This window comes from Aquibium oceanicum, from assembly GCF_001889605.1.
Classification (GTDB): Bacteria; Pseudomonadota; Alphaproteobacteria; order Rhizobiales; family Rhizobiaceae; genus Aquibium; species Aquibium oceanicum.
In genome coordinates, this window is sequence record NZ_CP018171.1 from 4,493,699 (window position 1) to 4,506,795 (window position 13,097).

A 13,097-nucleotide genomic window follows, 5' to 3' on the forward strand; every position below is an offset into this window, starting at 1 on the left:
TCCGCAGCGCCCTGGTCAATATGACCTCGGCAGGCCCAGCGCATGCTGCGCTACATGGCTGAGGATCAGATTGGTCGATACCGGCGCCGTCCTGTACAGGCGGGCCTCGCGCCACTTTCTCTCGACATCATAGTCGCGGGCAAAGGCGAAGCCGCCGAATGTCTGGAATGTTGTGTCGGCCGCGTCCCATGTCGCTTCCGACGCAAGCAGGACGGCCATATTGGCTTCCGCGCCGCAGGGCTGGCCCGCCTCGAACAGCGCCATCGCACGCTCAACCATGAGCGCGGCAGCTTCCAGACTGACGTGAACCTTCGCAAGCGGGAACTGGATGCCCTGATTCTGACCTATCGGACGGCCAAAGACCTTTCTTTCACTGGCATAGGAAACGCCCTTTCCCAACAGCCAGCGCCCGTCGCCGATGCACTCGGATGCGATGAGTATGCGCTCGGCATTCATGCTGTCGAGGATATAGCGGAAACCCTTGCCCTCCTCGCCGACAAGGCTGGCTGCCGGGATACGCAGATCGTCGAAGAAGATCTCGGTTGTGTTGTGGTTGACCATCGTCTTGATCGGACGGATCTCCATTCCCTTGCCGATCGCGGCGCGCATGTCGATAAGGAACACCGACAGGCCCTCGGTACGTTTCGTGACCTGATCGAGCGGCGTGGTGCGGGCAAGCAGCAGGATGTAGTCCGAAAAGAGTGCCCGCGAAGTCCACACCTTTTGCCCGCGGATCACATAGGAATCTCCCTCGCGAACGGCCATAGTCCGCAGCTGAGTGGTGTCAGAACCCGTCGTGGGCTCGCTGATGCCGAATGCCTGCAGTCGAAGTTCGCCGGCCGCGATACCAGGCAGCACAGCCCGCCGCTGCTCCTCGCTGCCATGGCGCAGCAATGTGCCCATAATGTACATCTGCGCATGCGCACAGTTTGCCGAGCAGCCGCTCAGATTGATCTCCTGGAGGATCGCCGCCGCTGCGCCGAGCGGCAAACCCGAACCGCCGAATTCCTCCGGAATCAGCACCGACAGGAAGCCAGCCTCGGTGAGAGCCTGCACGAAGGCTTCCGGATAGGCTCCACGCTCGTCGAGATCACGCCAGTAGTCCCCCGGGAACTTCTCGCAGATGCGCCGTACGGAATCGCGAATTTCCGGGTAGTCGGAGGCCATGCTTGCGGCAGCGTTGGCAGGTACGTTCATAAGGCAATCGATCCGACTTCTGTGTGTCGCTAGTCGGCAGGCACAGAAAAGCCTGCCGGCCAGTGATCGGGATTGTGCTGACCCAGGCCGGGTGCTTTCGAGTCTGAGCGGTAGCGCACGCCGTCGAAGGTGATCGGGGTGCCAACCAGCGGCAGCGTGTCCTCGGCACACGGCGTCAGCATGCCGAGAGCCTTGGTCTGCTCGCTGTCCGAAACACCCGCGACGTCGAGCAGCGGCGAGTTCGGCACCCCCGCGTCGTCAAGTGCCGCGCAGACGTCTTCCAGCGAGCGATCCGCCAAGGCCGCCATGATGGTGCCAATAACCAGATCCCTGTGCTTCACGCGTCCGGCATTCGTGCGTAGTTCGGCGTTGTCTGCGAGATCCGAAATGCCCAGTGCAGCCACGAGCTTCGCAAACAGACGGTCATTTCCCGCCGCAATCATCACAGCGCCCGTGGCAGTCGCGAAGACCTGATACGGGACGATCTCCGCGGACCCGGATCCCTGCGGCTTGCGCACTTCGCCCGTGGCGAGATACCCGGCAAGCGGAACAGTCATCCATGCGACGCCGGTTTCGTAGAGCGACGTCCCGATATTGCGACCCGCGCCATCGCCGCGCCTGCCCACCAGCGCCGCGAGCAAGCCGATGACCGCCCACAGCGCCGTACCCATGTCGACGATCGATACGCCGACCCGAACCGGCGGACGGTCAGCCTCACCTGTGATGCTCATGATGCCCGCCGACGCCTGGACAAGGGGATCGTAGCCCGGCTTCTCCTTCATCGGGCCGACCGAGCCGAACGCACCAATGTCACACCAGATGAGCGAAGGTTTCAAAGACATAAGGTCTTCTGCGGCGAGCCCGAACTTGCTCAGCAGGTTCGGGCGCAGATTCTGGATCACTGCATCGGCCTCGTCCACGATCAGCTTGCGCAGTCGGTCCGCTTCTTCGGCAACGCTGAAATCGACCGTCACGCTTTCCTTGCCGCGGTTCAGTGCCGTGAAGATGGTTGCCGCGCCGCCCCAATAGGGAGGACCCCAGCCGCGCGCATAGTCACCGGCCTGCGGGTTCTCGACCTTGATCACCCGCGCACCGAGATCGGCCAAGACCTGACCGGCATAGGGGGCGGCAACGCTGTGCCCGAGTTCGACGACCGTGATGCCGCGGAGCGGCCCCTCAGAAGACGGTGCAATGTTGAGACTAGGCATGCGTTGGCAGGTACTATGAGGCGAGATGCTTGTCAATGAAACGTTTCATGAAATCGCGACTGGCCGACCGGCGTTATGGAATTAGTCCCGCGGCGGTGGCCGTAGCGGCATCGACGCGGGCCTTGCCGACAGCCATTTCAGCGGCCTTTCCAGACTGGCTTTCGCTTCTCCAGATAGGCCTTCGCACCTTCGATGCGGTCTTCCGATGCATACGGGTTGGGCCCGACATTGAGGCGCAGTGCGGCCGACAAGGGGAGACCAAAGCTCTTGCGGGCCATTTCCTTGATGCGGCGCGTGCTGAGCGGCGCATTCGCCGCGATTGTCTCCGCCAGCTCCAAAGCGGCGGAAAGCGCTTCGCCCTGAGGCACGAGGCGACCCACGAGCCCCCATCGCTCCGCTTCCTGCGCGGTGCACAGACGGCCGGTGAACAGCAGCTCATAGGCGATCGAGGGGGGAATGGTGCGGGGCAGGACCACGCTGCCGAAAAGCGCACCCATGCCGACCTTCGCCTCCGGAAACCCAAGCCGGGCCGTTTCGACCGCCAGCAGGATGTCGCATGCCAGCGTGAGTTCCAATCCTCCGGCGACCGCCGACCCGTTGAGTGCCGCGATGACCGGCTTTCCGACCTCGGACACCACCTCGTACACCAGCCTGTCGGAGGTGCTCATCGGCCCAAGGCCGCGATCGTTCCGCGGGGCTTCGTTGAGGTCGCTTCCAGAGCAGAATGCGCGGTCGCCCATGCCGGTGATCACGATGACCCGGACCTCCGGGTCCGCATCGGCATCCAGAAATGCATCGATGAGCTGCTCGCGCATGGCGTATGTCATGGCGTTGCTGCGCTGCGGGCGGTTCATCGTGAGCAGCCTGATGTGCCCTTTCTCCGCAATCAGCAGTTCGCGATCCGCTTCGTCGGTCCCGTCCATGTGGTCCTCCCTCACGGAATGAGCACGACGCGGCCCAGCAACTCGTCGGATTCCGAAAGCCGGTGGGCTTCGGCGGCCTCCGAGAGCGGAAGCGTCTTGGCGACCAGCGGGCGGATCTGGCCGGCTGCGACCATGCGCAGCGCCATCTGCAGTTGCCTGCGCGACGTGCTGACCGCGCTGCGGATTTCCAGCCCCCGCCGGTAGATGCTGGTCATCTTGACCTCGACCGGCTTGCCGGTGACGTCGCCGACGAGGACGATGCGTCCGCCCAGAACGACGGCCCGCAGCGCCTGCTGGAAGGCAGGGCCGCCGACCGTGTCGATGACCACGTCGACACCACCTGCCCCGCTGGCTTCGCGCACCGCCTTCGCGAACTGGCCGTCGGGCGCCACCACAACGGCATCGGCCCCGAGCTCCTTGAGCATGGGGGCCTTCCGTCCGTCACGGGTCGTTGCGATCACAAAGGCACCGACCGCTTTCGCGATCTGGACAGCATGCGTGCCGACGCCGCCCATGCCGGTAACCAGCACTCGCTCGCCGATCCTTACCAGACCGGTATCGCAGACAGCGTTGTAGGCCGTCCCCACCGGGCAGCCCACGATGGAGGCGGTGACATAGTCGACGCCTTCTGGCAGCTGGCAGAGATTGTCGTCGTTGACCAGGACGAGCTCGGCATAACCGCCCATCGCCTGATTGCCGAGGAAGCGCAGATCCGCGCAAAGGGTCTCGCGATCAGTACGGCACTTGGAGCAATGACCGCAGACGTATTCGCGCTGCGTGGACACGACCCGGTCGCCGATCTGGAAACCGCGGGCGCGCGGTCCCAACCCCACGACCTCGCCGGAGATCTCGTGGCCCAGTACAAGCGGGCTGTGCAGCTCGCGCGTCGGCGGCGCGCGGCGCACAAGGAGGTCGCGACGGCAGACACCGCAAGCGTGCACCTTTACGAGCACATGCCGCCCCGTTGGCACCGGATCGTCCATCGTCTCGTAGGACAGACCGCTTGGCTCGCCGTGGTCGCGGACAATGACTGCCTTCATGAAGCGCCTCGAATGTCTTGCTGTGATAGTGCGGCCGAAGCCAGTTCGATCGTTGCGGCGGCGTCGGAGATCACGACAGTACCGTCCGTCTTTCTCGCCGTGAGCACCGCGTCCACCAGACCCGCGCCCGACTGAGCGGACTTCGACACGACGCGGCCCTCGAAGACCACGGTCTCGCCGGCAAATACCGGCTGGCGCTGGCGGTAGCCGAGGCGCCGCAGATAGGCGTCGTCGCCGCCCCACGACATCATCATGCGGGCCATGAGTGCGCCCAGCATCTGACCATCCGCCACTGGCGCCGGCATGCCGAAGCGTCGAACGAACTCCGTGTCGTAGTGGTAGGGATGAAAGTCCCAGGTGGCAGCCGCGTATCGGACAAGAGACGTCAGGCTGAACTGGAACTCGATCGGCGTTTCCGCATCGCCGATGCGGACGTCCTCGAAGCGCATTGTGCGTGAGGTGCTCACTTCAGATACACGTTGGCTTCCACGTTTGTGGCCAGCGTCTCGCCGTTCTGGTTGGTGTAGTCCGCACGCGACGTCACGAAGACAGCGGAGTCTCCGCCGCGCGTCCGACGTTCAACGATGTCCACGATCCTCCACGTCACGGAGACGCGATCTCCTGGCCTCGCCGGCTGGACGAACTCGTAGGTGTTGCCGCTGCGCATGAACCGGCGTCCCTCGAGTGGGAGATCCCACTCGACGCCGTCGGAGCCGCGACCCGGCTCGCCCCCGAGAATCTGGTTGGTCTCGCAGATCAGCGTGGGCGGCGCGATCATGCCACGGTGCTTGCTGAGACCGGCGCGCGCGGTGTCGCTGTAGAGCGGATTGGCGTCTTCGGTCGCCAGCGCGAAGTAGCGCACCGCCGCCTCGCCTAATGGCTCCGGTGCGGTGAATGTCTGCTCTCTGCCGACGTGAGCAAGCAGGCGCTCGTCGAGATCCTCGCTCATCCGGCAACTCCCGGATGCACCTGCGCCGCCACTTCCACGACGATCAGCGCACCCGGCCTCGTGAGGCCTTCGCAGACCACGCCGGTCGCAGCGGGAAACGGCTCGGAGAACATGTCCCGACGGACCTGTGCCGTGTCCCGGTAGGAGGTCAGTGCCTCCGGAGTGATGAACTCCGTCGTCTTGAGGACGTCGTCGAAGCTGCTGCCGGCCGCATCGAGCATCCGCCCGAGGCGCTCGTATGCGTCCCTGCATTGAGCGCCTATGCCATCAAGCGCGGGATCGCCGGTAACGGAAAGGAAGACCACGTTTGACGGACCTGGCCGTGCAATCGTCGTCTCGATCTGAACGCCTTCGCCGCCGTTCGAAAGGCAGGGACATATGATGGCGGCGTGACCCTCCGGCAAAGTCAGTGCCGGTGCCTTTTCGCCAGGCGCCACGAACTGCGTCTGGCGCAACACGGTGGCGCCGTCTCGCATCACATCGCCGAGCGCCCGTTCTGCATCTTCGCCCGTCGCGCCGAACACGGACGGCAAGTGCTGAAAGCCATGCACTCCCGGTACGAAGGCCTCGACTTCGAGGAGCGCGTGCTCGCGCAGCAGCCGCTTGACGACTATGTCCGTGGAAACGACCGACGGGCCGAGCAGGCTGCGCTGCAGCGCATCGAGAGCCGGAACATCCGCAAGCACGTCGGAACGGATGTAACGCACGACGCGTGTGATGTCGCCGAGCCCTTTTCGGGCCGGGTCCAGGCACAGCCTTATCTTGTCGAACACGATTTCCGCCTGCTCGACCAGGCCTCCGTCCACCACCATCTTGTTGGTGTCGGCTTCGTGGCGCACAGCCGTGCACCCCGACATCCAGATGCCGCTGTCGGCAATCACGCCCAACGAGAAGGCGAAGCGCCGATAGTCCAGATAAGGGAAGTATTCTGGCTGCAGGGTCTGCCGGGTCATCGTCAACGTCCCTTCCAAACCGGCGTACGTCTCTCGCCATACGCTCTCAGAGCTTCGTGGTGATCCTCGGTGGCGCCAACGAACTCCTGGGCCTTGGCAACCAGGCGCGCCGAATCCTCCAGCGTCTGCCCGATCGATTCACCCAGCACCAATTTGAAAGTCTGCACCGTCAGCGGCGGGCAGTTCTGGCTGATCTCCAGCGCCAGCGCGCGGCTGGTCGCCATCAGCTGTTCCGGCGCCACGACGTGGCCCACGAAGCCGATCTCCTTGGCTCGGGCGGCGTCGATCGTGCGCCCGGTAACGCCCCATTCAAAAGCATTGGCGTAGCCGATCAGCTGCTGCACGAGGGCGAGGCTCATGTCGTCGGGGACTATACCGCGGCGCACGAATACCCAGCCGAACTTGGCCTCCGACGAGGCGATCCGGATATCGCATCCGGCGGCGAGGCCGATCCCGGAGCCAACGGCGGGACCGTTTACGGCCGCGATCGCCGGCTTCGACAGACTCCGCAGGCTGTTGACCACCTTGCGGATACCCACGTCGATGGGCGACAGCTGGTCGCGCGGCGACGGCGCTTCGGCTTCGAGAACCTTGCCCTTCTCGATCATCTTCTTGATGTTGCCGCCTGAGCAGAAGATGCGCCCCGAGCCGGTGAGGATCATCACGCGCGCGGACGGGTCGCGGTCGATGCGCTCGACCTCCGCGACGATCTCCTCGTTCATTTCCGGGCTGACGGCGTTCTTGGCCTCGGGATCATTCAACGTCACCGTTACGATGCCGTGCTCGTCCTGTTCCGTGATGATGTATCGATAGCCCATGTAGTCCCCGTCTATTCCGAAACGCAGCTGGAGGGCCTGGTGGCGTCCCAGCGCGCAAAGGAAGCCATGTGAGTATTCGGTCGCGTTCCATCTGCTCGTATTCGGCCTCGGTTCGCCCGAGCAATCCGATGATGATTTCCCGACTGTGCTCGCCTAGCAGCGGTGCGCGGGTTGACCGCGTACCCAGGCTGTCCATGGTCCACGGAAGACCGAGGTGGCGATGGCGGTTCGCTACGGGATGGTCGATGCTGACAACCATGCCCCGCGCATCGAGCTGGGGATTATCCAACAGCTCGTCGGAGCGAAGCACAGGGCCTGCCATCACGCCCGCAGTCTGGAGCTGGACCACCATCTCGTAGAGATCGTGTGCCGACGTGCAGGACGCGACTTCGGCATCCAGCGCCTCGACATTCTTCAGACGCGCCGGCGCATTGGCGAAGCGTGCATCGGAAGCGAGGTCGGTGCGTCCCACAACGTTGCAGAACGCCTGCCATGACTGGTCGTCCGCAATGCTCAATGCCAGCCAACGATCCTCGCCAGCCGCCGGATAAATACCGTGCGGGGCCTTTTGCCTGTCGCGGTTTCCGACGCGGCGCGGCTCCACGCCGTTCATCGTGAGGTCGATGACAGCTTCGGGTATCAGCGTGAGCATCGCCTCGTACATGGCGACGTCGACATACTGGCCGAGCCCCGTATGTGTACGATGTTCCAGAGCGGCCAGTATGGCAAAGGCGGCGTAGATACCGCTCAGCGGGTCGGGCAGCACGCTGCCCATGATCCGCGGCCCGCTATCGACATAGCCGGTGACATCCGCAACGCCGCTGAACAGGTTGACCGTCGAATGCAGGCCGCGCCCATCCTTCATCGGTCCCGTTCTGCCGAATGCGCCGTTGGAGATCATCACGATTCCGGGATTGATGCGCGCCAGCACATCGTAGCCGAAGCCGAGCTTTTCGATCACTCCCGTGGCGAAATTCTCGACGACGACGTCGCACACCGCGACGAGTTCGTGAACGATCCGCTTCCCCTCTTGTGTCGCGAGGTCCAGCGTGAGGCTCTTCTTGGTGGCGTAAAGGCTGTTGAAGTAGCCGCTTGCGTTGCGGTTGCCTTCCTGCCCCTCCTCGAACGGCGGTGCGCCGCGCGCCGTGAGACGCGAGCTCGACTCTATCGAAATGATCTCCGCGCCCAGCTGACCGAGCCAGAGCGTACAGAAGGGGATCGCCACGAACTGCCCGAAATCGAGCACGCGAATGCCTTCGAGCGGCAGTGGCTTGGGGGAGGTGCTCATGCGACTTCCCCGATCGGCGCAATGCCTGCATCGTCTTCAGGCGAAAAGCGTGGCGCCGGGCGACGAAGGCTCCACGGTGTCGCCGCCATTTTGAACGGCGCGCCAGGCATCTGCGCCGGCCTGTTTCCGACCGAAAAATCGACGAGGCTCGCCCTGTCTCGGGCATGATCGGATTCGGCCATCTGGCGGATCGAGTGGAACGGGAACATCATGAGCCCGTACCGCTCTCCGATGCTCTGCAACTGAGCACGCGTACAGCCCATTGCCCACGTAGCCAGCCTTTCCCTCAACTCGATCCAGTTCCTGGCCCTTGCCGGCTCGGTAGCGAAATCGGCGCTACGCGCCCATTCGGGATTACCCATCGCCTCTGCGAGGCGGTTCCAGTGTATGTCCATCGGTGCCGCGATCGTGACGTAGCCGTCCTGGCACGAAAGGTAGAAGTTCGGCATGCGCCCAATGGAAGTCGGATTGAGGAGCCGGTTGTAGACCGCGCTGCCGTACGAAGCCGGCATGAGATCCCTGATCTGCACAGCCGCGGACGCAGCCTGAAAGCTGAGGTCGAGATGGCAGCCCTCACCGGTATGTCGCCGGCCCGTCACGGCCGTCATCACGGCAACGGCCGCGGAGGCCCCGGCGATCGTCTCGCTTGCAAAGCAGGAGGGGTGCAGCGGCGGCTCACCGTCGAGGTCTTCGGCAGCATCCGGAATGCCGGGCGTACCATAAGCCATGCCGCTCGCGGCATAGGCGATCAGCTCGTCGCCCCTCCAGTCGCTCCAGGGACCGCCACGTCCGAAAGGCGAAAGCGTGGCCACGATCAGTCGGGGATGGCGTCTGCGCAACGCCTCCGGGTCGCAGCCTGCCGCTCGCAGAACGTTAGGCGCGACGTCGGTGACGAAAATGTCGACCGACTTGAGAAGCCGGTCCAGCGCTTCGGCGCCTTCGCCCGCCTCCACGTCGAGCACAACGCCGCGCTTGTTGGCATTGAGATACATGAAGAGGCCGCTTGCATCCGGATCGGGCTTGCCGTCCGGGAACGGTCCACGCCTGCGTGTCGGGTCTCCTTGCGGCCTCTCGACCTTCACCACGTCCGCTCCGAAATCGGCAAGAAGCTTGGCGGTGTAGGCGGCAGCGGTGCCTTCTCCGAACTCCACGACGGACAGGGCGCCCAATGCCCCCCGCCCCAGTTGCGCGGCGTGTGTCTCGGGACGGGAGTTGTGTTCAGACGCGATAGTCATGGGCTGTCCGTTGCATTCGGGGCTGCGGTACTCAGAGGTTGCGCGACATCTTCGGATCGAATTCGTCGCGCACCGCGTCGCCCAGAAGGTTCGAGGCGAGGACCGTGAGGAGTATGGCAAGGCCGGGGAAGATGACGACCCACGGCGCCACGAGCGCCAGGGTCGTCGCCGATCCCGACATCATCAGGCCCCACGACGATTGCGGCTCCTGGATTCCGGCGCCGAGGTAGTCCAGCGCCGCCTCCTGGACGATGACAAGGCCCAGATAGGCGGTCGCTATGACGAGCAGGGATCCCAGTATGTTGGGCAGGATGTGACGGAAGATGATGCGCGAGTCGGTGCATCCCGTGGCGCGAGCTGCCTCGATGAAGGTCGTGTGCCTGAGCGACAGCGTGCCCGCTCGCGCAATCCGCGCGGTCCGCGGGATGATGGGGATGCCCAGCGCGATGATAACGTTGATCGTCGAGGGTCCGAGCACGGCGCTGATGGCAAGCGCCAGGAGCAGGAGCGGGAATGCCAGCAACGCATCCATGATGCGCTGGCTGACGGCATCGAACCAGCCGCCGAAATAGCCTCCCAGAATGCCCACCGCGGTGCCGAGCACAACACCGAGCATGCTGGAGCCGAAACCGATGATGAGCGAAGTACGTGCGCCGTAGAGCAAGCGGGAGAGCGTGTCGCGCCCGAACGCATCCGTACCGAGCAGATATGTTGCGCTCGGCGGGTGGTAGAGCGCCGTAGCGTCGCCGACCGTCGGATCGTAGGGTGCAAGCCATGGAGCAAAAACCCCGCCGAACGTCATGATCGCCAGCACCACTGCGCCGAAGGTCCCCAACGGGTGGCGCCGTATCAAGGCGCTCAACTTCTGCAGGGTTCCCCGCTCTGCCTCGAGGGAGGCCGTGGCAGTGGACTGTGCCGCGGGTTGCATAGCCATACCGCTCATTTCGACCTGCCTGCGAGCCGAACGCGCGGATCGAGCCAGCCATAGGCGAAGTCGACGAGGATGTTGCCCAGCACCACGATGCTGGCCAGGATCAAGACGATCGCTTGGAGTGCCGGATAGTCGCGGTTGGCAATTGACGTGACGACGTACTGGCCGAGGCCGGGCACGTTGAACACCGTCTCTGTTACAATCAGCGCGCCGAACAGGGCGGCGAACTCGAAGCCGATCAGGGTCACGAGCGGCAGCAGGCCGTTCCGAAGTCCGTGGCGGAAGATGACGTTGGCTTCAGACAGGCCCTTCGAGCGCGCGGTGCGAATGTAGTCCTCGTTCAGCACATCGAGCATGATCGAACGCGTCATGCGGGAGATCAGGCTCACCTGACGCAGGCCGACCGCAAGCGCCGGCCAGATCGTCTGCGCGATGCTGGCGGCTGGGTCCGACCAGAACGGCTCCCAGAACAGCGGTGCGCTCCAGTTGAAGACCGTGACCAGCGCGAGGATAATCAGGATGCCCACCCAGAAGGACGGGGCTGCGAGTGCGAGCACGCATAACGTCTGCAGCAGCCGGTCGCCCCAGGAGCCGACATAGCGCGCTGCCATCACGCCGGCCGGCACGCCCAGGACGACCGCGATTACCATCGCCATGAGGACGATCTGAAGCGTGAACGGGAACCGTTGCGCGATGTCCTGCATCACGGGATTGCCCGTGCGCAGGGACGTTCCGAGGTCGTACGCCGCGACATCGCCGAGCCAGATGAAGAATTGCACGGGGATCGGCAGGTTCAGGCCCAGCCGTTCCCGCACCAGTTCGAGATCTTCCGCGCTCCCCGCAACGGAGTCGCCCCCGGAGAGGATGATCGCCGCATCGCCCGGAATGATCCGGGCGATGACGAAGACGATCGCGGCAACCAGGAGCAGGGTCACCAATCCTGAGAGAAGCCGAAAGAGTCCGTATCTGAGCATCGAACGGGGCTAGCTCCGCCTAGCTTTCAAGCCAGACCTTATCCATCTGCATATTACTGAAGCCATCGTTGGACGGCGTCCAACCCTTCAGCCGGTCGGTATGGGCGAACCCAAAGCCGACCCATGCCATATTGATGTGATAGTACGTCCCGAGGAAGGCGAGCTGCTGCTGCCGGATCAACTCCTTACGCTTCTCCGGATCGGCTTCGCCCGACTGGGCGCGGAACAGGGCGTCGATGGAATCGTCCTTCCACTTCCCGTAGTTGCGGTAGCCGAAGCTCGTATATGCGTCGCCGAGGATGATGTCGGGCAGCGCACCGGCTACCGCGATCGAATGGACGAGGACTTCGAACTCGCCGGCGAGTTCGCGGGCCACGAAGGCACCGACGTCCATGATCTCCACGGATGCATCGAAGCCGATCGTGTTGAGCTGCGCGGCAACATTGATCGAAGAGTCGCGGAACACTGGAAGGTCGCCGCGCGTCGGCAGCTTGAGTTGGTAGCCGGGCTCTACCCCGGCCTCCTTCAGGAGTTCACGTGCACGGGCCCGGTTCGCCTCGATGTCGCCGCCGAGTCCGGGGATGGTGTCGTAGCCGGCGAACTGCTTCACCTCTTCTTCGGTCAACGCATAGGGGCTGCCGGGCGGCAACAGGCCGAGGCTGTGGAAGTTCGCGCCGGACAACGGGCCGACCGTGTTGATGAAGGCCGTGCGGTCGATCGCGAGCGAGAGTGCCTCGCGGACCCTCGGGTCATCGAACGGCTTCTTGAGCACGTTTGAAATCAGGTTGACGAAGGTCGGCGTCAGCGCATCGCCCACGACCAGCCCCTCTGCCTTCTTCAGGTCGCTGATGACCGCCTGGCTGGAGAAGAGGAAACAGGCATCGACGCGGTCGCCGCGGAGGGCGACGCTACGCTCGATTTCGCCCGGTATCGGGAAGAACTGGATTCCGTCGAGGTTGGGCGCGCCGCCGAAGTAGTCGTCGTTGCGCACGAGTTCATAGAGCTGTCCGTCAACCGCGCGGGCCAGCTTGAACGCGCCTGTCCCGACGATCTGCCGCTTCATGCCCACGCCTTCCGCGTCGAGCGGCTCCGCGATGCGCTTCGGGTAGATGGCATTGAACGGGTTGCTCACCAGGTACGGGAAGTCCGCCTGCGGCTGCTTCAGGGTCACCTTCAAAGTGTTGGCATCGGCAGCCTCGACCTCCGCGATATTGGAGAAGGTGTTCTTGCGGGGACTGTTGATCCCCGTGGGAGGATTCCGGATGCGGTTGATGCTGAAGACGACGTCGTCGATCACAAGATCGCCGCCGTCGTGAAACTTCACGCCCGACTTGATCTTGTACGTAACGGTGAGTCCGTCCTCGGAGACTTCATAGCTTTCGGCGAGATCGGGGACGAGCTTGGTCGTGTCGCTGGGATCGATCCGCATCAGCGTCGAGTAGCATGGCGCGCAGGATTCTGTGTGAGGTAAGTGCCGGACTGGTGGACGTCGAAGTCAGGCGGGGTACCACCTATGGTCACGCGAAGCGTGCCGCCCTTCTCCTGTGCAGACGCCCAGTTGAAGGGCATCAATGCCGACGC

Annotated in this window: 13 protein-coding genes; all 13 read right to left on the bottom strand. The window is 64.0% G+C overall.

Annotated elements, in window-relative coordinates:
* Window positions 1–15 precede the first annotated feature (15 nt).
* Window positions 16–1,197, bottom strand: a complete 1,182-nt coding sequence (locus BSQ44_RS21960; protein WP_072607205.1) for an acyl-CoA dehydrogenase family protein — start codon at window positions 1,195–1,197, stop codon at window positions 16–18.
* Window positions 1,198–1,226: 29 nt separating this feature from the next.
* Window positions 1,227–2,405 (bottom strand): CaiB/BaiF CoA transferase family protein, encoded by a 1,179-nt coding sequence (locus BSQ44_RS21965; protein ID WP_072607206.1) that lies wholly within the window; start codon window positions 2,403–2,405, stop codon window positions 1,227–1,229.
* Window positions 2,406–2,542: 137 nt separating this feature from the next.
* Window positions 2,543–3,328, bottom strand: coding sequence for an enoyl-CoA hydratase/isomerase family protein (locus BSQ44_RS21970; RefSeq protein WP_072607207.1), 786 nt, complete (start codon window positions 3,326–3,328; stop codon window positions 2,543–2,545).
* Between the two features lie 11 nt (window positions 3,329–3,339).
* Entirely contained in the window at window positions 3,340–4,368 is a 1,029-nt protein-coding gene (locus tag BSQ44_RS21975) for an alcohol dehydrogenase catalytic domain-containing protein (protein WP_072607208.1), read from the bottom strand.
* Window positions 4,365–4,835, bottom strand: a complete 471-nt coding sequence (locus BSQ44_RS21980; protein ID WP_157894662.1) for a MaoC family dehydratase — start codon at window positions 4,833–4,835, stop codon at window positions 4,365–4,367. Before BSQ44_RS21980 ends, BSQ44_RS21975 begins: the two co-directional genes overlap by 4 nt.
* Window positions 4,832–5,317: an FAS1-like dehydratase domain-containing protein gene (locus BSQ44_RS21985; protein ID WP_072607210.1), complete on the bottom strand. Its 486-nt coding sequence runs from the start codon at window positions 5,315–5,317 to the stop codon at window positions 4,832–4,834. The genes BSQ44_RS21980 and BSQ44_RS21985 overlap by 4 nt, the downstream gene beginning before the upstream one ends.
* The gene (locus tag BSQ44_RS21990) at window positions 5,314–6,270 is read right to left on the bottom strand and encodes a Rid family hydrolase (RefSeq protein ID WP_072607211.1); all 957 of its coding nucleotides are present in this window, start codon (window positions 6,268–6,270) and stop codon (window positions 5,314–5,316) included. The genes BSQ44_RS21985 and BSQ44_RS21990 overlap by 4 nt, the downstream gene beginning before the upstream one ends.
* A gap of 2 nt (window positions 6,271–6,272) precedes the next feature.
* On the bottom strand, window positions 6,273–7,088 hold the full coding sequence (locus BSQ44_RS21995; protein ID WP_072607212.1) for an enoyl-CoA hydratase/isomerase family protein: 816 nt from the start codon (window positions 7,086–7,088) through the stop codon (window positions 6,273–6,275).
* Window positions 7,024–8,376: a CaiB/BaiF CoA transferase family protein gene (locus tag BSQ44_RS22000; protein WP_072607213.1), complete on the bottom strand. Its 1,353-nt coding sequence runs from the start codon at window positions 8,374–8,376 to the stop codon at window positions 7,024–7,026. The genes BSQ44_RS21995 and BSQ44_RS22000 overlap by 65 nt, the downstream gene beginning before the upstream one ends.
* Window positions 8,373–9,611, bottom strand: coding sequence for a CaiB/BaiF CoA transferase family protein (locus tag BSQ44_RS22005; protein WP_083534873.1), 1,239 nt, complete (start codon window positions 9,609–9,611; stop codon window positions 8,373–8,375). Before BSQ44_RS22005 ends, BSQ44_RS22000 begins: the two co-directional genes overlap by 4 nt.
* 31 nt (window positions 9,612–9,642) lie before the next feature.
* Complete coding sequence (locus BSQ44_RS22010; protein ID WP_162276747.1) at window positions 9,643–10,473, bottom strand: ABC transporter permease; 831 nt, start codon at window positions 10,471–10,473, stop codon at window positions 9,643–9,645.
* Window positions 10,474–10,550: 77 nt separating this feature from the next.
* Window positions 10,551–11,516 (bottom strand): ABC transporter permease, encoded by a 966-nt coding sequence (locus BSQ44_RS22015; protein WP_072607216.1) that lies wholly within the window; start codon window positions 11,514–11,516, stop codon window positions 10,551–10,553.
* 19 nt (window positions 11,517–11,535) lie between these two features.
* Window positions 11,536–12,945 (bottom strand): ABC transporter substrate-binding protein, encoded by a 1,410-nt coding sequence (locus tag BSQ44_RS22020; RefSeq protein ID WP_072607217.1) that lies wholly within the window; start codon window positions 12,943–12,945, stop codon window positions 11,536–11,538.
* Window positions 12,946–13,097: the final 152 nt, after the last annotated feature.

Coding starts and splice junctions, on each gene's coding strand:
- BSQ44_RS21960 (WP_072607205.1), bottom strand. CDS start 1,197: ATGAACGTACCTGCCAACGCTGCCGCAAGCATGGCCTCCGACTACCCG.
- BSQ44_RS21965 (WP_072607206.1), bottom strand. CDS start 2,405: ATGCCTAGTCTCAACATTGCACCGTCTTCTGAGGGGCCGCTCCGCGGC.
- BSQ44_RS21970 (WP_072607207.1), bottom strand. CDS start 3,328: ATGGACGGGACCGACGAAGCGGATCGCGAACTGCTGATTGCGGAGAAA.
- BSQ44_RS21975 (WP_072607208.1), bottom strand. CDS start 4,368: ATGAAGGCAGTCATTGTCCGCGACCACGGCGAGCCAAGCGGTCTGTCC.
- BSQ44_RS21985 (WP_072607210.1), bottom strand. CDS start 5,317: ATGAGCGAGGATCTCGACGAGCGCCTGCTTGCTCACGTCGGCAGAGAG.
- BSQ44_RS21990 (WP_072607211.1), bottom strand. CDS start 6,270: ATGACCCGGCAGACCCTGCAGCCAGAATACTTCCCTTATCTGGACTAT.
- BSQ44_RS21995 (WP_072607212.1), bottom strand. CDS start 7,088: ATGGGCTATCGATACATCATCACGGAACAGGACGAGCACGGCATCGTA.
- BSQ44_RS22000 (WP_072607213.1), bottom strand. CDS start 8,376: ATGAGCACCTCCCCCAAGCCACTGCCGCTCGAAGGCATTCGCGTGCTC.
- BSQ44_RS22005 (WP_083534873.1), bottom strand. CDS start 9,611: ATGACTATCGCGTCTGAACACAACTCCCGTCCCGAGACACACGCCGCG.
- BSQ44_RS22015 (WP_072607216.1), bottom strand. CDS start 11,516: ATGCTCAGATACGGACTCTTTCGGCTTCTCTCAGGATTGGTGACCCTG.
- BSQ44_RS22020 (WP_072607217.1), bottom strand. CDS start 12,945: ATGCGGATCGATCCCAGCGACACGACCAAGCTCGTCCCCGATCTCGCC.